18 protein-coding genes and 2 riboswitches are annotated in these 16,792 nt (G+C 62.7%); of the genes, 7 read left to right on the forward strand and 11 right to left on the reverse strand.

Translation table 11 applies throughout. The annotated features are described in order from the left end of the window. From CHB90_RS22980 to CHB90_RS23000, 5 genes are all read right to left on the reverse strand, one after another. The coding region (locus tag CHB90_RS22980) for a transposase (RefSeq protein WP_170941159.1) at nt 1-254 on the reverse strand (254 nt) is incomplete at its 3' end. 83 nt (nt 255-337) lie between these two features. After that, nucleotides 338-631, reverse strand: a complete 294-nt coding sequence (locus CHB90_RS22985) for a DsrE family protein (RefSeq protein WP_212591642.1) — start codon at nt 629-631, stop codon at nt 338-340. Nucleotides 632-758: 127 nt separating this feature from the next. Then, the gene (locus CHB90_RS22990) at nt 759-2,069 is read right to left on the reverse strand and encodes a PhnD/SsuA/transferrin family substrate-binding protein (protein WP_089280110.1); all 1,311 of its coding nucleotides are present in this window, start codon (nt 2,067-2,069) and stop codon (nt 759-761) included. After that, the gene (locus tag CHB90_RS22995; protein WP_089280111.1) at nt 2,066-3,520 is read right to left on the reverse strand and encodes an MORN repeat-containing protein; all 1,455 of its coding nucleotides are present in this window, start codon (nt 3,518-3,520) and stop codon (nt 2,066-2,068) included. The genes CHB90_RS22990 and CHB90_RS22995 overlap by 4 nt, the downstream gene beginning before the upstream one ends. Before the next feature lie 136 nt (nt 3,521-3,656). Beyond that, nucleotides 3,657-4,151 (reverse strand): MORN repeat-containing protein, encoded by a 495-nt coding sequence (locus CHB90_RS23000; protein ID WP_170941160.1) that lies wholly within the window; start codon nt 4,149-4,151, stop codon nt 3,657-3,659. 149 nt (nt 4,152-4,300) lie between these two features. On the opposite strand from CHB90_RS23000, the gene CHB90_RS23005 reads away from it, so the two are divergent. Beyond that, nucleotides 4,301-5,959: an NAD+ synthase gene (locus CHB90_RS23005; protein WP_089280113.1), complete on the forward strand. Its 1,659-nt coding sequence runs from the start codon at nt 4,301-4,303 to the stop codon at nt 5,957-5,959. A gap of 18 nt (nt 5,960-5,977) precedes the next feature. Here CHB90_RS23005 and CHB90_RS23010 read toward each other — a convergent pair whose 3' ends face one another. Genes CHB90_RS23010 through CHB90_RS23025 form a run of 4 tightly spaced genes read right to left on the reverse strand, consistent with a single transcriptional unit; the run spans nt 5,978 to nt 8,509 of the window. Next, nucleotides 5,978-6,628, reverse strand: coding sequence for an SGNH/GDSL hydrolase family protein (locus CHB90_RS23010; protein ID WP_170941161.1), 651 nt, complete (start codon nt 6,626-6,628; stop codon nt 5,978-5,980). A 26-nt stretch (nt 6,629-6,654) separates the two neighbouring features. Beyond that, nucleotides 6,655-7,038: a metallopeptidase family protein gene (locus tag CHB90_RS23015; RefSeq protein WP_089280115.1), complete on the reverse strand. Its 384-nt coding sequence runs from the start codon at nt 7,036-7,038 to the stop codon at nt 6,655-6,657. After that, nucleotides 7,035-7,568 carry an RNA 2',3'-cyclic phosphodiesterase gene (gene thpR / locus CHB90_RS23020; RefSeq protein WP_089280116.1) on the reverse strand — a complete coding sequence of 178 codons (534 nt, stop codon included), beginning with the start codon at nt 7,566-7,568 and terminating at the stop codon, nt 7,035-7,037. The genes CHB90_RS23015 and thpR overlap by 4 nt, the downstream gene beginning before the upstream one ends. Continuing rightward, complete coding sequence (locus CHB90_RS23025; RefSeq protein WP_089280117.1) at nt 7,568-8,509, reverse strand: 1-phosphofructokinase family hexose kinase; 942 nt, start codon at nt 8,507-8,509, stop codon at nt 7,568-7,570. The genes thpR and CHB90_RS23025 overlap by 1 nt, the downstream gene beginning before the upstream one ends. Before the next feature lie 144 nt (nt 8,510-8,653). On the opposite strand from CHB90_RS23025, the gene gltX reads away from it, so the two are divergent. Continuing rightward, nucleotides 8,654-9,982, forward strand: a complete 1,329-nt coding sequence (gene gltX / locus CHB90_RS23030) for a glutamate--tRNA ligase (RefSeq protein WP_089280118.1) — start codon at nt 8,654-8,656, stop codon at nt 9,980-9,982. 48 nt (nt 9,983-10,030) lie between these two features. On the opposite strand, the gene CHB90_RS23035 is transcribed toward gltX, so the two are convergent. After that, nucleotides 10,031-10,600 carry a gamma-glutamylcyclotransferase gene (locus CHB90_RS23035; protein ID WP_089280119.1) on the reverse strand — a complete coding sequence of 190 codons (570 nt, stop codon included), beginning with the start codon at nt 10,598-10,600 and terminating at the stop codon, nt 10,031-10,033. A gap of 92 nt (nt 10,601-10,692) precedes the next feature. Between CHB90_RS23035 and CHB90_RS23040 the strand changes: the two genes are divergently transcribed. The 5 genes from CHB90_RS23040 (at nt 10,693) to CHB90_RS23060 (ending at nt 16,485) form a co-directional block, all read left to right on the forward strand. Then, entirely contained in the window at nt 10,693-11,181 is a 489-nt protein-coding gene (locus CHB90_RS23040) for an RrF2 family transcriptional regulator (protein WP_089280124.1), read from the forward strand. A 6-nt stretch (nt 11,182-11,187) separates the two neighbouring features. Next, a riboswitch (glycine riboswitch) is annotated at nt 11,188-11,287 on the forward strand. Nucleotide 11,288: 1 nt separating this feature from the next. Beyond that, nucleotides 11,289-11,357: riboswitch (glycine riboswitch) on the forward strand. 71 nt (nt 11,358-11,428) lie between these two features. Then, the gene (gcvT, locus tag CHB90_RS23045; protein WP_089280120.1) at nt 11,429-12,559 is read left to right on the forward strand and encodes a glycine cleavage system aminomethyltransferase GcvT; all 1,131 of its coding nucleotides are present in this window, start codon (nt 11,429-11,431) and stop codon (nt 12,557-12,559) included. Nucleotides 12,560-12,575: 16 nt separating this feature from the next. After that, nucleotides 12,576-12,935, forward strand: a complete 360-nt coding sequence (gene gcvH / locus CHB90_RS23050) for a glycine cleavage system protein GcvH (protein WP_089280121.1) — start codon at nt 12,576-12,578, stop codon at nt 12,933-12,935. Between the two features lie 144 nt (nt 12,936-13,079). Further along, on the forward strand, nt 13,080-15,926 hold the full coding sequence (gene gcvP / locus CHB90_RS23055) for an aminomethyl-transferring glycine dehydrogenase (protein WP_089280122.1): 2,847 nt from the start codon (nt 13,080-13,082) through the stop codon (nt 15,924-15,926). Nucleotides 15,927-16,188: 262 nt separating this feature from the next. After that, nucleotides 16,189-16,485, forward strand: coding sequence for a response regulator (locus CHB90_RS23060; protein WP_089280123.1), 297 nt, complete (start codon nt 16,189-16,191; stop codon nt 16,483-16,485). Between the two features lie 3 nt (nt 16,486-16,488). Here CHB90_RS23060 and CHB90_RS23065 read toward each other — a convergent pair. Beyond that, on the reverse strand, nt 16,489-16,792 hold a 304-nt coding region (locus tag CHB90_RS23065; protein WP_141135957.1), incomplete at its 5' end, for a transposase domain-containing protein.

Consider the following 16,792-nt stretch of genomic DNA (forward strand, 5'->3'; position numbering starts at 1 on the left):
CGTACGCGCGGCACTTTGACCGGCACCGCGCCGATCCCGGTGATCACCTCGCGTTCCGGCAAATGACCGTGGCGCACTAGTCGAGCCCGACCATCGCCCGTTTTGTCAGAGGCATAAGCCTCCAGCAGAACCGCAAGCTCGGCCTCAACCGCTTGCTCAATCAAGCGTTGCGCGCCGGATCGTAGCAGGTCCGTCAGTGGATCAGGCGAAAATCCCTGTGGATCGGTCAGCTGGGTAATGGTATTTGTCGTCATGTGGCATATCCTTTTCTCAATCGAGAATTGCGGCGCGTCAACAACGCCATGATATGCCGCCCCTCAGGGGCCATCACCAACTTTTAGCTATATCTCACCGTCTGTAGACCGTCGTCTGCCTTGGCCGACTGCAGCATGCCGACGCCGTTGCCGTGCAATACAACCTTGATGTCCATGTTCTCGACGCCGACGGCGTTGATGTGGTTCTGAATGTTGCGCATGGCGCCGCGATAGGCCTTGTCGTTTTCGCCACCAAGATAGTTGATGTGATAGACGACCTTCTGCTTGCCATAGCCTTCGGCAAGGGATGCGTCAGGTGTCACAAAGAGCGTAATGGCAAGCCCGATGGCGACAGCAAGGCGGATGAAGTGGGTCATTGTTCTGGTCTCCTCCCATGAGGGCGGGCTGACCTTGCCCGCCAAGACACAGAATGCCGCACGGACGCTGCCGTCGCACACCTCGCAAAACCCCGTGTTTCATGCGGGTTTGGTCCCCGGGAAAACCCTAGGTTTCCGGAATTGCCTCCGTTCCCTGCTGTCCGGCGCGGGCGATAAGCTGGGCCGAACTGCGCGCCTCGAACTTGCGCAGCAGGTTGGCGCGGTGAAACTCGACCGTTTTGGGGCTGATGCCCAATTGCGCGGCGATTTCCTTTGTCGATTTGCCTGCGCCGATCTGCGCCAGCACCTGCGTCTCTCGCCGGGTCAGCGAAACCGCGTCCTGATCCCTTGGCGGCTTTGCACCTGACGTAGGGTCGCCGCGGCGCGCACGGACAAAGAACAGGCCACCGCCAAGACCAAGTACACCCGCGGCGCCGACCAGCAGCCAGAGGACCAGCGCGGAGCCGGGGTTGCCGACCTCCGTTGCGGGCGAGGACCGGCCCGCATAGGCCGCGACCAGCGCGCGCGCTTCATGGTAGCTGACCGGCGCGCCCCAGGGGTCTGGCAGGCCGCTGTCGGCGCTTTGCAGCAGGGCCAGCGCCACCGCGTCTCGCATGGCGGCATCCGTTCCTGCCAGCGCAAGGAATGGCCATTCCGGGTAAAGCCGTGTGCTGACCGCCTCGGGGTGCGTGTAGGTGACGTTTGCATTGAGCGCCCGCAGGGCGTCGCGGGGCACGGTGCCTTCGATGATCAGCCGTTCCAGCAAGCCGCTGCGCACGATGCCCGCGTCCAGTTTGCCGGCCAGAACGTCAGCGACAATTGTGTCCTGCGGAAAGCCGTAAAAGGCAAGGTCGGCGGGATCGTCAAAGAGATCGACACCCTGGGCGCGCGCCTCGAACCAGGTCAGTTGGAACCCGCCAAAGGCCTGAGGCGCCACTGCCCCGACCCGCGCGCCGCGCAGATCTGCAAAGGTGGTCAACCCGCTGTCGGCCCGCACCAGCACCGCAGAGCCGAATTGCAGGGTGTGCGCGCCATCCGGGAGCGTGCGTTTGCGCGTGGCCAGCACGCTCATCGGATAGCTGTCGGCAAGGTCGATGTAGTGGCCGGGGTTGGTGATGAGGAAATCCAGCCCGCCGGCATTGATCAGCGGCCCGGCAGAGGTCAGCGTGACCGGGACAAACCGCACAACATGCGCGGGCAGGGCCCCTTGCAGATAGGTGGCAAGCAGAGACCATTGCGTCTCTCCTGCGTTCCAGCCGCGATGCGCCAGAACCCCGACGCGGACGATGGGGCGTTCGATGTCCTGCGCGCGTGTGGGAACGGCGCACAGGCACGACATCAGGAGGCACAGCAAGATCGCGCGCGCACCGCCGGACCCACCGGCACGGATCATCCGCCAAGGAAAAGATGTGTCGTCGCGGGTGGCGCGGCCGTTCAATTGTCCGCCGGTGCGGGGTCAGGAGCGGGCTCTGGCGCAGGTTGTGGTTCGGGCGCGGGGGCCGGAACAGCGCGCAAGGCGCCGCCGACCCAATCGCCTGACGCCTCTTCGCCAGTGGCATATTTCATCGTGCCCTGACCCTGGCGTTTGCCGTCCTTGAACGTGCCCTGATAGATGTCGCCATTGGCGTAGACGGCGATACCCTCGCCGTTGATCTCACCACGCACCCAGGTGCCATCGTAGCGAAAGCCGGAGGCCATCTCGATGACGCCCTTGCCGTGGCGTTGACCCTCGCGGAACTGGCCCTGATAGACGGTGCCGTCGGGATAGGTCGCCTTGCCCTCGCCATGACGCTGGCCATTCTGCCAGTTGCCCTCATAGCGATAGCCATCGGGGTAGGTCATCACGCCGAAACCGTCGTTGCGGGCGTTTTCAAAGCTGCCCTCATAGACCAGCCCGTTGGGATAGGTGGCGCGGCCCTTGCCTTGAATCACGCCATTGACCCATTCGCCCGAATAGGTCGCGCCATCGGGGTAGGTGATCGTGCCGATGCCATTGGCGAGGTCGCCCTTGAACTGGCCCTCGTACACAGAGCCATCCGGGTAAGTCACCTTGCCCTTGCCCTCGATCTGGCCGGTGATCCAGTTGCCATCGTAGCGATAGCCGTCCTTGCCGACAAAGGTGCCGGTGCCGTGACGTTGGTCATTGTTGAACTGGCCTTCGTAGACATCGCCGTTCTCGTAGATGACCTTGCCCTTGCCCTCACGTCGGCCATCGACAAGCTGGCCCTCGTAGACATCGCCGTTGGGCTGGATCAGCTTGCCCTCGCCGTCGATCTGTCCCTCGCGCCAGGTGCCTTCGTAGATCAGACCGTCCGGCATGGTCAGTTTGCCAAAGCCGTCGCGCTCCCCATCGGCGACGCGGCCGTCATAGATCGACTTGTCGGGATATGTGACCTTGGCGACGCCTTCCTTGACGCCGTTCACCCATTGGCCGTCATAGACGTAGCCGTTGGGCGCGGTCATCACGCCGCGTCCATGGTGCAGCGCGTTGCGGAACGATCCCTCATAGCGCACGCCATTGGCGTAGATGGCGATGCCGGTGCCGGTGATCTTGCCGTCCAGCCACTGGCCCTCATAGGTGCCGCCATCGGCAAAGACGATCTTGCCCATGCCCTCTGGCTTGCCCTTGGCGAATTGGCCGTCATAGACTGATCCGTTGGGAAACCGTGCGACGCCCTCGCCCTTGATCTCACCATCGACCCAGTCGCCGGTGTATTCATACCCGTTGGGCAGGCGGTAAGTGCCGGTGCCGTGCTGCAATCCGTTCAGGAACGTCCCTTCGTAGACGCCGCCGTCATCGTATTGTTTGGTAACCACCTGATCATCCTGCGCCAGGGCGAAACCCGCCAGCGAAATGGCCAGAATGGCGGTGATGCCTGCAAGTTTCATGCGCGCTGCCCTGTGGTGTCGGAGTTGGCCCCAAAATTGGGAAAAACCTAATGGAGGGACCGGGCAGGGGCAATGGCTTTCGAAAACGGGCCGCAGTGGAGTAACGGCGCACGGCGCCCGACACCGGTGTCGCCGCCTATTGCGCGGGTCCCAGATACGTGGAGTTTTCCCACATCCCCTCAAAGACGGTGCCATCGGTTTTGATCAATCGGCCTTTGCCGGTCACCGCGCCGTCCACAAATTGTCCGAAATAGCGGGTGCCGTCCGAATAGAGCAGTGCGCCTTCGCCGTGCCGTTTGTCATCTTTGTACTGCCCCTCGTAGTAGTCTCCGTTGAGAAGCCAGGCTTTTCCAGTACCGTGCCGATAGCCGTTCACAAATTGGCCCTCGTAGGTCTTGAAGCCCTGCCCATCGACGATGCGACCATGGCCGGTGAGTTCGCCATTCACGAAGCCTCCGACATAGCTGCCGCCACCGGGCAGGTGCATCGTGCCAACGCCGTGCGGTTTCCCCAGAGCCATGGGTCCATCATAGCGCGCGCCGTTGGAATAGGTTTTTGTGTCTGCCATGGCCGCCCCCGAAAAGGACAGCAGGATCGCGGTGACGAGGACGGCGGGCAGGGTGGGGTTCATCTGAAGGCTCCGTATGGTGTCAATGCGCGCAAGAAACCGGCTCGATAGGGGCGGTGCAAGGCGAAAGCGCGGGTTTGGCGGCATGGGCTTTCTTCCCCGGTTCCATCTGCTATGTCGGGCATCAAACCTGATTGAAGAGGCGCACGCCGATGAGCGACCGTTTCCGCCTGACCCTGGCGCAACTGAATCCCACTGTGGGTGATCTGGACGGCAATGCTGCCAAGGCGCTGGACGCCTGGCGGCAAGGCGTCGAACAGGGCGCCGACATGGTGGCGCTGCCTGAAATGTTCATTGCGGGTTACAACGCGCAGGATCTGGTGATGAAGCCCGCCTTCTACACCGCCGCGATGCAAAAGATCGACGCACTGGCCTCTGCTTGCGCTGATGGTCCGGCGCTGGGCATCGGCGGGCCGTATGTCGAGGGCACAGAGCTGTTCAACGCCTATTTCATCTGTCGCGGCGGCAAGGTGGTGACGCGAGTTCTGAAACACCATCTGCCGAATGAGACAGTCTTTGATGAGGTGCGCATCTTTGACAGCGGTCCCATCGGTGGCCCCTATGCGGTGGGCAATACGCGCATCGGTTCGCCGATCTGCGAGGACGCCTGGCATGAGGACGTGGCCGAAACGCTGGTTGAAACCGGGGCAGAGTTTCTGCTGGTCCCCAACGGGTCGCCCTACTACCGGGGCAAGATGGAAACCCGGCTGAACCACATGGTCGGCCGCGTCGTCGAGACCGGCTTGCCGCTGATCTACCTCAACATGGTGGGTGGGCAGGACGATCAGGTGTTTGACGGCGGGTCGTTCGTGCTGAATCCGGGTGGCACGATTGCGGTGCAATTGCCGGCCTTTGACGAATGCGTGGTGCCGGTGGACATGGTGCGCGGGCCGGATGGCTGGCGTTGCGAAGACGGGATGTTCGACTTGCATCCAGACGAATGGGAGCAGGATTACCGCGCCATGGTCGAATCCCTGCGCGATTATCTGCGCAAGTCGGGCTTTTCCAAGGTGCTGCTGGGCATGTCGGGGGGGGTGGATTCCGCGCTGGTGGCGACCATCGCCGCCGATGCCATCGGCCCGCAGAACGTGCGCTGCGTGATGTTGCCGTCGGAATACACCTCCCAGCATTCGCTGGAGGACGCCAAGGCCTGCGCCACGGCGCTGGGCTGTCACTATGATTTTGTGCCGATCGCGCAGGGCCGCGCTGCCATCACCGACACGCTGGCACCGCTGTTCGAGGGGCACAAACCGGACGTGACAGAGGAAAACATCCAGTCCCGCCTGCGCGGGTTGCTGTTGATGGCGTTGTCCAACAAGTTTGGCGAGATGCTGCTGACCACCGGCAACAAATCCGAGGTCGCGGTGGGCTATGCCACCATCTACGGCGACATGGCGGGCGGCTATAACCCGATCAAGGATCTGTACAAAACGCGGGTATTTGAAACCTGCCGCTGGCGCAATCTGAACCATCGCGATTGGATGATGGGTCAGCCGGGTGAGGTGATCCCCGACCGGATCATAACCAAGCCGCCCTCGGCGGAATTGCGCGACGACCAGAAGGACAGCGACTCGTTGCCGGATTACCCGGTGCTGGATGCGATCCTTGAGATCCTTGTGGACCGCGACGGGTCGATCGAGGATTGTGTGGCCGCAGGCTATGACCGCGACGATGCGAAAATGGTCGAGCGGCTGTTGTATCTCAGCGAATACAAACGGTTTCAGTCCGCTCCCGGCACGCGGTTGACCAAACACGCCTTCTGGCTGGACCGGCGCTATCCCATCGTGAACCGCTGGCGCGATCCTAGCTGAAAAAGGTGACCGGCAGGATCAGCGGGCGATTTCCCGCGCAAGGTAACGGCCCAGCAGGGCTGCGCCCTTGCGGCTGGGATGCAGGCGGTCGCGGTCATAATGCGACAGGTCGTCGGGGTCGATCACGGTCTTGCCAGACAGATAAGTCATGGCCTGTAGCCGGGGCGCAAGCCTTTGCAGGCGCTGGCTGAGGATGGCAAGTTCATCTACACACGGCGCAAAGGGGCCGCCGACGGTGGGGACATCGTAGTAGTCCAGCCAATAGATCCGCGCACCCGATTGTGCCAGTTGCGCGACAAAGCTGGGGATTTCGCCCCGGCGTCCATCGTCAGAGATCAACTGATCCAGCACAGCATCGCAGGCACGACAGCCGCATTCCCCCATCAGATCGTTGCCGCCGCCGTCCAGAATGATCACATCCCAGGTTCCGCGCCGCATTTGGCGGCGAATGTCGAAACCTGTGGCAGCCGCAAGCACGCCTCCATGGGAAAACCGCGCACCAGACACGGATGTGTTTTTCACATCTACTTGCGCGGCGGCGGCAAGCTGATCCGGCACCGACTGACCGGCGGCACGGTGCCAGGCGAGGATGGAATCACCAAGGACAAGGATATTTTCCGCGCGGGCAGGAGCGGCACAGAGCAGGACGAGAATGAGTAAATGGCGCATGGCAGGAAACATAGGGTGATGGCTGTCTATTCCCACCAACGATCAATCGCGGCGATGTCATCGTCGGACCAGCCAAAGTGATGGGCAAACTCGTGTACCGTGACATGGGCGATAAGATCGTCCAGTTCGATATCCCCACGGTCGCGCCATTCGTTCAGGATCGGTTCGCGGAACAGCCAGACGGTATCGGGAAACGGTGCGGGATCCGCAAAGCTTTTCTGCGTCATGGGCACGCCATCGTACATCCCGGTCAGCTCCAGCGGATTGCTGATCTGCATGTCGTGCAGGATGTCCTGCGGTGGCCAGTCGACCACACGCACCAGAACGTTCTGTGCCCCGGTACGGAACGGGTCCGGAAAACCCGCGACAGTGCGTTGGGCGATATCATGGAAGCGGGCGGCGTCGGTCATATCAGCACGGCCAGCGGGTAGCGGGACAGTTCCTCATGGATCGCGCCGTCGGGATGCAGGGTCGAGGCGTACAGGCTGACCGCATCACAGACGAATGGCCCGACCGTCGCGCTGGCCAGAACGGCCAGCACCGGGCCTGCGTTTTCACGGCCGCCCATCCGGGACAGGGTGACATGCGGGCGAAACCGGCGGCGTTCAGGTGCGATGCCCACCCCGCGCAACCGCGACAGCACGCGGGTGTGCAGCGTCGTCAGGTCCGCGCCGCCGTCCGCCTCCAGCGCGATGGCCTGTCCATGCCTACGGCCAAAGACCGTGCCGCCGGACAGGGTCAGACGTTGCGCCGGAGAGCGCAAGTTTTGCAGGCCTTCATGAATGGCCTCGGCCTCTTCTTCTGTCCGGTCGCCAAGAAAGGCCAGCGTCAGATGCAGGTTGTCAAAAGGCACGGCGCGGCCAACGGGAAAGCGGGATTGTAGCGCCTCCAGCGTGGAGCGGGCCGTTTCGGGCAGGGACAGGGCAATGAACAGGCGCATCAGAGGGCGGTCAGTTGTGTCAGCGGTAGAAATCTGGCGTAATCCTCCGGCAAGCACAGCTGGGTGCCGGGACTTATCACGGCCGCAGCGGCGGCGGCGGCCCCTTGGCGCAGCGCTTCGGGCGGTTCTTGCCCGTCGGCCAGCGCCTTGACCATCCCCCCGACAAAGCTGTCGCCGGCGCCGATGGCGCTGACCACGGTCTGATTGGCGGCGGAGACAAACCAGCGGCCCTTGGGTGTGGCCATGACAGACCCGTCAGCCCCGCGTGCGATGATGACCAGATCACCCGCCCCGCGCGCCCGCAGTTCCTCGGCAAACGCGGCGCTGTCCGCGCGGCTGTCCAGCGGGCGGCCCGACAGGTCGCGCGCCTCGGCGCTGTCCATGCGCAGGATATAGGGGGCAGGCTGCGGGCCGCTGGCCTGATGGGCCAGATGCGCGCCAGATGTGTCGATCACCACTCGCCGCCCCGGCAGGCGGGCGCAAGCGCGTGTGATCCAGCCCGGCGCACAGCCCGGAGGCATACTGCCTGACAAAACGATAAATGCGCCCGGCTCGGCCTCTTCGGCCAGCGTGTCCAGAACACTGTCCAGTTGCGTCTCGGTCCATGTCGGGCCGGTCATGACAAAGCGGTACTGTTCGCCGCTGGCGTCGTCGGTGACGGCAAAACTGTAGCGCGTCTCACCCGGGGCGGGCAGATGCACCAGATCAAGCCCCCGTTGTTCCAGCAATTCGCCCAGCGTTGCCCCGGTGCGCCCGCCCAGAGCCACCAGCGCGCGGGCATGGCCGCCCAACTGGACAACGGCCCGCGCAACATTGACTCCGCCGCCGCCGGGTTCGGCGGTTTCCGGTCCGCAGCGCAGCTTTGGGCCGGGGGTCACGGACGGGCAAGAGGTGGCCAGATCAAGCGCCGGGTTCAGTGTGACGGTCAGGATATGGGTCATGGACACACCTCATTGTCGGCGTCGGACACCGCTATGTCCCATTTGCCTAACATTCGCGCGCGATGCGGACCAGTGGCACCCTTGCGGGAACTGGACAAATCCCCTGCCTTGTGAAAACACCGCGCCTCGTCAGGAGGCACGATCATGACCGTCACCCGTTTCGCCCCGTCGCCCACAGGCTATATCCATGTAGGCAATCTGCGCACCGCGCTGTTCAACCATCTGATCGCCCGCAAGAGCGGCGGCCAGTTTGTGCTGCGCATCGACGACACCGACCCGGAGCGGTCGAAAGAGACCTATGTCGACGCGATCAAGCAAGACCTCGAATGGCTGGGCCTGACCTGGGACCGGGTCGAACGACAGTCCGAGCGGCTGGACCGCTATACGGCGGCGGCCGACAAACTGCGCGACATGGGGCGGTTCTACGAGGCGTTCGAGACGCCCACCGAACTGGATCTCAAGCGCAAGAAGCAGCTGAACATGGGCAAGCCGCCGGTCTATGACCGCGCGGCGCTGGCGCTGACGGATGATGACAAGGCCAAGCTGCGCGCCGAACGCGGCGATGGTGTCTGGCGGTTCAAACTGGATCAGGAGCGGATTGCTTGGGACGACGGCATTCTGGGCGAGGTGTCGATTGACGCCGCCAGCGTGTCTGACCCGGTGCTGATCCGGGCGGATGGGCAGTACCTTTATACCTTGGCCTCGGTTGTGGATGACATGGAAATGGGCATCACGCATGTGGTGCGCGGCAATGACCATGTCACCAACACGGCGACGCAGATCCAGATGATCCGCGCGCTGGGCGGAGAGCCGCCCGCCTTTGCGCACCACTCGCTGCTGACCGGACCGCAGGGGGAATCGCTGTCGAAACGTCTGGGCACGCTGGCGCTGCGCGATTTGCGTGAGGCGGGGGTCGAACCTGAGGCGCTGCTGTCGCTGATGGCGCGGCTGGGCTCGTCGCAGCCGGTGGAACTGCGGATGTCGCTGGATGACATCGCCGAGGGGTTTGACCTGTCGCAGTTCGGGTCCGCACCGACCAAGTTCGACGTCGAGGATCTGTACCCGCTGACGGCGAAAAAGCTGCATGGGCTGGATCTGGCGGCGGTGTCCGATGAACTGACCGCGCTAGGTGTGCCGGGTGATCTGGCCGCGCCGTTCTGGAAGGTCGTGCGTGAGAACATCACCACCCGCAAGGATATTGCCGGTTGGTGGGATCTGTTCCGCGACGGGGCCGCGCCATTGGTGGCCGATGAGGATCAGGCGTTTGTCTCCGAGGCCTTTGGCCTGCTGGGGGAACCGCCCTATGCAGCCGACACATGGGGCACCTGGACCTCTGCTGTCAAAGAGGCGACGGGCCGCAAGGGCAAGGGCCTGTTCATGCCGCTGCGCAAGGCCGTGACCGGGCTGGAGCGCGGGCCGGAAATGGCCGAAGTGATGCCGCTGTTGCAGAAAAAGCCGGGCAGCGAGGGCTGAGGATGAACGCGCCCCGCCGCTGAACCGGGCGGCGGGCCGCATATCGGATCAGTCTGCGGCCGTGATGATCCTGCTGCCCATCAATTCCAACCCCGTGTCTGTCAGCGTGCGTATCTCATCCGTGAGGTCGCGGGCTCGGCTGTACTGGGGTGCGGCGCGATCATCAAGGATCGGCGCCTCCCATCCCAGCGTGGTATCAAAGAACTGCGCAGGACCGGCGGGGCCGAATTCCGACAGGTAGCCTGCGACAACCACGTCCAGGTAGCTGAGCAGGATCGGGTTGTCCTCTCCGGGGGCGCGGTGGCGGGCCGGGTCGATGGCATAGACGACAATTTCCTGCGCGTCCGACTGGTGGTCCAGCGCTGCGGTCGCGTCGTGACGGTCATAGGCTGCCTCACGCTGGTCCAGGTCTGCCCAACTCTCACCGGGAACCGGGGCAATGAGCCCGTCGATACTGGCCTGCGGGTCGCGTACGGCGGTGAGATAGCACAGCGCCCTTTCGGGAACCGCGCGCCATGCACGGTGCCATCCGTGCAGGCGGGCGCGATGCGCAGGGGTGTGGAGGTGCGTGGTCCGATTGACCAGTGATCCGTAGCCGAAGAAATATATATGCTGCATGTGGGAAATATTTGCCCTGATTGACGCATGTCAAACCCGGAATTGGCCCAACATGCCAGAAAGAGCCTGTCTTGAAGGCTGGGGAGGCCGATATGCGTGTGACGAAGAGAACCAATATTGCCATGCGCGTACTGATGTATTGTGCGGCAAATCCTGATCGTCTGGTTACCAAACATGAAATTGCAGAACGCTGCAACGCCTCTGAAAACCACTTGGCGCAAGTCATCAACCAGTTGGCGCAGCTGAGCTTTCTACATACCCAAAGGGGTCGCAACGGCGGGCTGGAACTGGGTCGCCCGGCCGGTGAGATCGTCATCGGGGATGTGTTTCGCGCCCTTGAACAGCCTGTGCCCTTGGCGGAATGTTTTGCGGATGTCGACAATACCTGCCCCCTGACAGAGGCGTGCCGCCTGCGCGACGCGCTCAACAAGGCGGCCAATGCCTTTTACGAATCGCTGGACCTGATCACTCTGGATTCGCTGGTCTGCGACAATCCCGCGTTGCTGGAAATCATTTCACCCGTCGGTTGCACGGTGCGACGGCGTCCGGGTACGCTTGTCAATGCCGGGGCAATCGACTAGCGTCACCGCAACTTCGACGGGAGAACCGGTGCGGCCTTGGCCAAACCCGGTGCCGAAGGCGCAACCGCCCCGGAAACGCTCAGGCCCAACGGACCGCGAAGGAACGACACTCTGGAGAGAGGCGCAGTATGGGCGTCCGCCGAAGGGATAGCGATCTCAGGCCAAGGGACAGAGGGGGCAGTGGGGGCGCGGGCCGATTCCGTGCCGGAACTGCCCGAGGCCAGCGCGTTTCGGGGAAAGGGAGCGCATGGCGGACGAACCGACAGAGTTGAAAACCACCGTCCTGAATGACCTGCATCACGCGCACGGCGCAAAGATGGTGGGGTTTGCCGGCTATGAAATGCCGGTCCAGTACAAGCTGGGGGTCCTCAAGGAACATTTACACACGCGGGCCGCCGCCGGACTGTTCGACGTCAGTCACATGGGTCAGGTGATCCTGCGTGGCCCGGACGTGGCAAAGGCGCTGGAGGCGCTGGTGCCGGTCGATGTGGTCGGACTGGCCGAGGGGCGGCAGCGCTACGCGCTGTTCACCAATGACGCGGGCGGGATCGAGGATGATCTGATGATCGCCAACCGGGGCGATCATCTGTTCCTGGTGGTCAACGCTGCGTGCAAACACGCAGATGTGGCGCGGATGCGCGCGGCGCTGGAGCCGCAGGGCATTACCGTCAAGATGCTGGAAAACCGCGCCCTTGTGGCTTTGCAGGGGCCAGCGGCCGAGGATGTTCTGGCCGAACATTGCCCGGACGTGCGCGAGATGAAATTCATGGATGTGGCGACGCTGCCGATTGCGGGTGCGGAATGCTGGATCTCGCGGTCAGGTTATACCGGCGAGGACGGGTTTGAGATTTCGGTGCCCAACGCGGCGGCGATGGATCTGGCGAAATCGCTGTTGGGGGATGCGCGGGTTGAGGCGATTGGCCTTGGCGCGCGGGATTCTCTGCGGCTGGAGGCCGGGTTGTGCCTGTACGGGCAGGATCTGGACGTGGACACAACGCCTGTCGAAGCGGGGCTCAGCTGGGCGATTTCCAAGGCGCGGCGCACAGGCGGCGCGCGGGCCGGTGGCTTTCCGGGTGACAAAATCATTCTGAAACAGATGGCGGACGGCACGACGCAGCGTCGGGTTGGACTGCGACCAGACGGGCGCGCCCCGCTGCGGGCGGGCGTTGTCCTTTTCGATGCCGAAGAGGGCGGTTCAGAGGCCGGTAAAGTGACCTCTGGCGGCTTTGGTCCGTCTGTGGAAGGCCCGGTATCGATGGGCTATGTGCCGCAAGCGCAGGCGGGCGAGGGAACAACGCTTTGGGCCGAATTGCGCGGTAAACGGGTTCCGGTTCGGGTGGCCAAGCTGCCCTTCGTTCCGGCAGGATTCAAACGGTGAGATCAAGGAGACGCATATGAAATTCACCGAAGAGCATGAATGGCTGGAGGTCGAAGACGATCTGGTGGTCGTCGGCATCACGGCCCATGCGGCGGAACAGTTGGGCGACATCGTTTTTGTCGAACTGCCCGATGAAGGCCGTGAAGTGACCAAGGACGAAGAGGTTGTGGTGATCGAGTCGGTCAAGGCTGCGTCGGACATCCTTGCCCCGCTGGATGGCGAGATCGTCGAGGTCAACGAGTCCATTGTCGCGGACCCGGGCAAGGTGAACGAAGATCCCGAGGGCGACGCCTGGTTCTTCAAGATGAAGATCGAGGATCTGTCGGTTCTGGACGAGTTGATGGACGAAAAGGCCTACAAGGCCTTCATTTCCTGACCGTGGCGGCGGGGTGAACTCCGCACCGGGCCCATGCCAGCGTGGTGCGGGTGGATGACGGGGGAGGGGGCGCTGCCCCCTCTTGGCCTTTGGCCAATTCACCCCCGGGGTATTTTGACAGAGAAGAAGACGCGGGAGCGGCGCATGACCTACGAGCCCATCGACTACCTGCCTTATGATTTTGCCAACCGGCGCCATATCGGCCCCTCGCCCGAGGAAATGACGGCGATGTTCGGGGTGCTGGGGGTGTCCGGTCTGGACCAGTTGATTGACGAGACGGTGCCCAAGGCAATCCGGCAGGACGAAAAGCTGGACTTTGGCAAGCCGCTGTCGGAGCGCGAGTTGATCTATCGTTTGCGTGAGGTGGCGGACCGCAACAAGGTTCTGACCTCGTTGATCGGGCAAGGCTATCACGGCACGGTCACGCCTCCTGCGATTCAGCGCAACATTCTGGAGAACCCGGCCTGGTACACGGCCTATACGCCATACCAGCCCGAGATTTCGCAAGGCCGACTGGAGGCTTTGCTGAACTTTCAGACCATGGTTTGCGATCTGACGGGGCTGGAGATTGCCAACGCTTCGCTTCTGGATGAGGCGACCGCCTGTGCCGAGGCAATGACCATGGCGCAACGGGTGGCCAAATCGAAGGCCAAGGCGTTTTTCGTCGATGAGAACTGTCATCCGCAGAACATCGCAGTGATGAAGACGCGGGCGGAGCCGCTGGGCATCGAGGTGATTGTCGGTGCGCCGGGCGAACTTGATCCGGCCAGCGTCTTTGGAGCGATTTTCCAGTATCCCGGCACGCATGGCCATGTGCGCGATTTCACCGATGAGATGGCGGCGCTGCATGACGCGCAGGCGGTGGGCATTGTCAGTGCCGATCCCCTCGCGTTGTGTTTGCTGAAAGAACCGGGCGCGATGGGGGCGGATATTGCTGTTGGGTCGACCCAGCGGTTTGGCGTGCCGGTCGGCTATGGTGGCCCGCATGCCGCCTATATGGCCTGCCGCGATGAGATGAAACGGTCGATGCCGGGGCGTATCGTTGGCGTGTCCGTGGACAGCCACGGCAACCGCGCTTACCGGTTGTCTTTGCAGACGCGTGAACAGCACATTCGCCGTGAAAAGGCGACATCGAACGTCTGTACCGCGCAGGCCTTGCTGGCGGTCATGGCCGGGTTTTATGCCGTGTTTCATGGGCCGAAAGGGCTGCGCGCCATTGCGCAGCGTATCCACCGCAAGACCGTGCGCATGGTCAAGGGGCTGGAAGCGGCGGGCTTCAAGGTGGAGCCGGACACCTATTTCGACACGATCACCGTGGATGTGGGCCTGCTACAGCGCGGTGTCCTGCAAGCGGCGGTGCGTGAGGGTCTGAACCTGCGCCGCGTCGGCAAGACCCGTGTCGGCATCACGTTGGACGAACGCACGCGGCCCGCGACCGTTGAGGCGGTTTGGCGCGCCTTTGGTCTGGTGAAAAAGGACGAGGCGGCGGAGTCGGAATACCGGCTGCCGGAGGGGCTGATCCGCACCTCTGAGTATCTGCAGCACGACGTGTTCCACATGAACCGCGCAGAGACCGAGATGATGCGCTATATGCGTCGACTGGCCGACCGCGATCTGGCGCTGGACCGGGCGATGATCCCGCTGGGATCCTGCACGATGAAGTTGAACTCGGCCGCCGAGATGATGCCCGTCAGCTGGCGTGAGTTTTCCATGATCCACCCCTACGTGCCCAAGGATCAGGCGCGCGGCTATACGGCGATGATCGAGGATCTGAACGCCAAGCTGTGCCAGATCACCGGCTATGATGCGATTTCCATGCAGCCCAATTCCGGCGCGCAGGGGGAATATGCCGGTTTGCTCACGATCCGGCGCTGGCAACAGGCGCGGGGGCAGGGGAACCGCAACGTCTGCCTGATCCCGGTCAATGCGCATGGCACCAACCCTGCCTCGGCTCAGATGGTGGGGTGGAAGGTGGTCGCGGTGAAATGTGACGACAAAGGATCCATTGATCTGGCGGACTTCCGCGCCAAGGCCGAAAAGCATTCGGACGTGCTGGCCGCCTGCATGATCACCTATCCGTCGACGCATGGCGTGTTTGAGGAGACCGTGAAAGAGGTCTGCGAGATCACGCATACGCATGGCGGGCAGGTTTATATCGACGGCGCGAACATGAACGCGATGGTCGGGCTGTCGCGTCCCGGCGACCTGGGCGGCGATGTGAGCCACCTGAACCTGCACAAGACGTTCTGCATTCCGCATGGCGGCGGTGGCCCCGGCATGGGACCGATCGGGGTCAAGGCGCATCTGGTGGAACACCTGCCGGGCAATCCGCTGGACGAAGACGGCGGCGCGGTCAGTGCGGCCTCCTTTGGTTCGCCCTCGTTGTTGCCGATCAGTTGGTCCTATTGCCTGATGATGGGCGGCGGCGGGCTGACGCAGGCGACGCGGGTGGCGATCCTGAACGCCAACTACATCGCCAAGCGGTTGGAGGGCGCCTATGACGTGCTGTACCGCGGCGGCAAGGGCTGGGTCGCGCATGAGTGCATTCTGGATACCCGCCCATTCGAGAAATCGGCGGGTGTCACGGTCGAGGACATTGCCAAACGTCTGATGGATGCCGGGTTCCACGCACCCACCATGAGCTGGCCGGTGGCCGGCACGCTCATGGTGGAACCGACGGAGTCAGAGACAAAGGCAGAGCTGGACCGTTTTTGCGATGCAATGTTGGCCATTCGTGCCGAAATCCGTGCCATTGAAGAGGGCCAGATGGACCGTGAGGTGAACCCGCTGAAACTGGCTCCGCACACGATGGAGGATCTGGTGCGTGACTGGGACAGGCCCTACACGCGCGAACAGGGGTGTTTTCCACCGGGTGCATTCCGGGTCGACAAGTATTGGCCGCCAGTGAACCGGGTCGACAATGTCTATGGTGACAGGCACCTGATCTGTACCTGTCCACCAATGAGCGATTTCGCCGAGGCGGCAGAGTAATGCACAGCACTGACGGCCTTGGCCCGCTCCGGGGGCCAAGGCCGTCAGTGGTTTTACCATCCATCAACAATTGCAACGTATCGATTCAGAGAAGGTCCGATACGCTTCAACGGCCAAACCGGGCTTCCGATATGGGTCCAGACGGGTGACACGTCTGCGTCGGCGAAGAGGTTCGGCGGCGCAAAGGTGTGGGAAAGAGTTTCCGTTCAGGCTACGTTGGCCATGCGGGTTGGTGCTTTGCGGATTCAAACGGTGACACTATATGACACACAGGCTGATCATCGCGGACGACAACGCGCAGTTCCTTGACTTTGTGCGAACGGTTGCAGAGGGCGCGGGATGGGTTGTGACGCTTTGCGCGGATGGCAATGAGCTTCTGGAAATCCTCAAAAAGATGTCCGATCCGGCGCTGGTCTTGGTGGACATCAACATGCCGAACCTTGATGGCGTGGAAGTCGCATGGAAACTTTCCGATCTCAACGGATCCGCACCGGCCCGGCTTCGATTTATCACCGGTGGCGATCCGTCAAATGTATCCGTCCGGCGTGACCGCCGTTGACATTCAACGTGGCTGCCAATTCCACGGCGCGAGTTCGTCGATGCGGTTGATCTTGTGATCGGCAATGTGGGCCAGCACCCATGTCAGCCAGGCTTCCGGATCGATGCGGTTCATGCGGGCGGTTTCGATGAGGGAGTAGGCGATCGCGGCAGCCTTGCCACCACCTTCCGATCCCATGAAGAGATAATTCTTGCGCCCGAGAGTCAGCGGCCTGATTGACCGCTCACAGATGTTGTTGTCCAGCTCGAGTTGGCCGTTTTTCAGATAGGCCCGGGCTTTGGGCATGCGGCCGAGGGCGTAGCGAATG

Origin of the sequence: Antarctobacter heliothermus, assembly GCF_900188425.1 — a bacterium.
In the GTDB taxonomy this organism is placed as follows: Bacteria; Pseudomonadota; Alphaproteobacteria; order Rhodobacterales; family Rhodobacteraceae; genus Antarctobacter; species Antarctobacter heliothermus.

What these genes read in the sequence shown, in the direction of transcription:
- CHB90_RS22985 (WP_212591642.1), bottom strand. Translation starts at nt 631, where the DNA reads ATGACCCACTTCATCCGCCTTGCTGTCGCCATCGGGCTTGCCATTACG.
- CHB90_RS22995 (WP_089280111.1), bottom strand. Translation starts at nt 3,520, where the DNA reads ATGAAACTTGCAGGCATCACCGCCATTCTGGCCATTTCGCTGGCGGGT.
- CHB90_RS23000 (WP_170941160.1), bottom strand. Translation starts at nt 4,151, where the DNA reads ATGAACCCCACCCTGCCCGCCGTCCTCGTCACCGCGATCCTGCTGTCC.
- CHB90_RS23005 (WP_089280113.1), top strand. Translation starts at nt 4,301, where the DNA reads ATGAGCGACCGTTTCCGCCTGACCCTGGCGCAACTGAATCCCACTGTG.
- CHB90_RS23010 (WP_170941161.1), bottom strand. Translation starts at nt 6,628, where the DNA reads ATGCGCCATTTACTCATTCTCGTCCTGCTCTGTGCCGCTCCTGCCCGC.
- CHB90_RS23015 (WP_089280115.1), bottom strand. Translation starts at nt 7,038, where the DNA reads ATGACCGACGCCGCCCGCTTCCATGATATCGCCCAACGCACTGTCGCG.
- thpR (WP_089280116.1), bottom strand. Translation starts at nt 7,568, where the DNA reads ATGCGCCTGTTCATTGCCCTGTCCCTGCCCGAAACGGCCCGCTCCACG.
- CHB90_RS23025 (WP_089280117.1), bottom strand. Translation starts at nt 8,509, where the DNA reads ATGACCCATATCCTGACCGTCACACTGAACCCGGCGCTTGATCTGGCC.
- gltX (WP_089280118.1), top strand. Translation starts at nt 8,654, where the DNA reads ATGACCGTCACCCGTTTCGCCCCGTCGCCCACAGGCTATATCCATGTA.
- CHB90_RS23035 (WP_089280119.1), bottom strand. Translation starts at nt 10,600, where the DNA reads ATGCAGCATATATATTTCTTCGGCTACGGATCACTGGTCAATCGGACC.
- CHB90_RS23040 (WP_089280124.1), top strand. Translation starts at nt 10,693, where the DNA reads ATGCGTGTGACGAAGAGAACCAATATTGCCATGCGCGTACTGATGTAT.
- gcvT (WP_089280120.1), top strand. Translation starts at nt 11,429, where the DNA reads ATGGCGGACGAACCGACAGAGTTGAAAACCACCGTCCTGAATGACCTG.
- gcvH (WP_089280121.1), top strand. Translation starts at nt 12,576, where the DNA reads ATGAAATTCACCGAAGAGCATGAATGGCTGGAGGTCGAAGACGATCTG.
- gcvP (WP_089280122.1), top strand. Translation starts at nt 13,080, where the DNA reads ATGACCTACGAGCCCATCGACTACCTGCCTTATGATTTTGCCAACCGG.
- CHB90_RS23060 (WP_089280123.1), top strand. Translation starts at nt 16,189, where the DNA reads ATGACACACAGGCTGATCATCGCGGACGACAACGCGCAGTTCCTTGAC.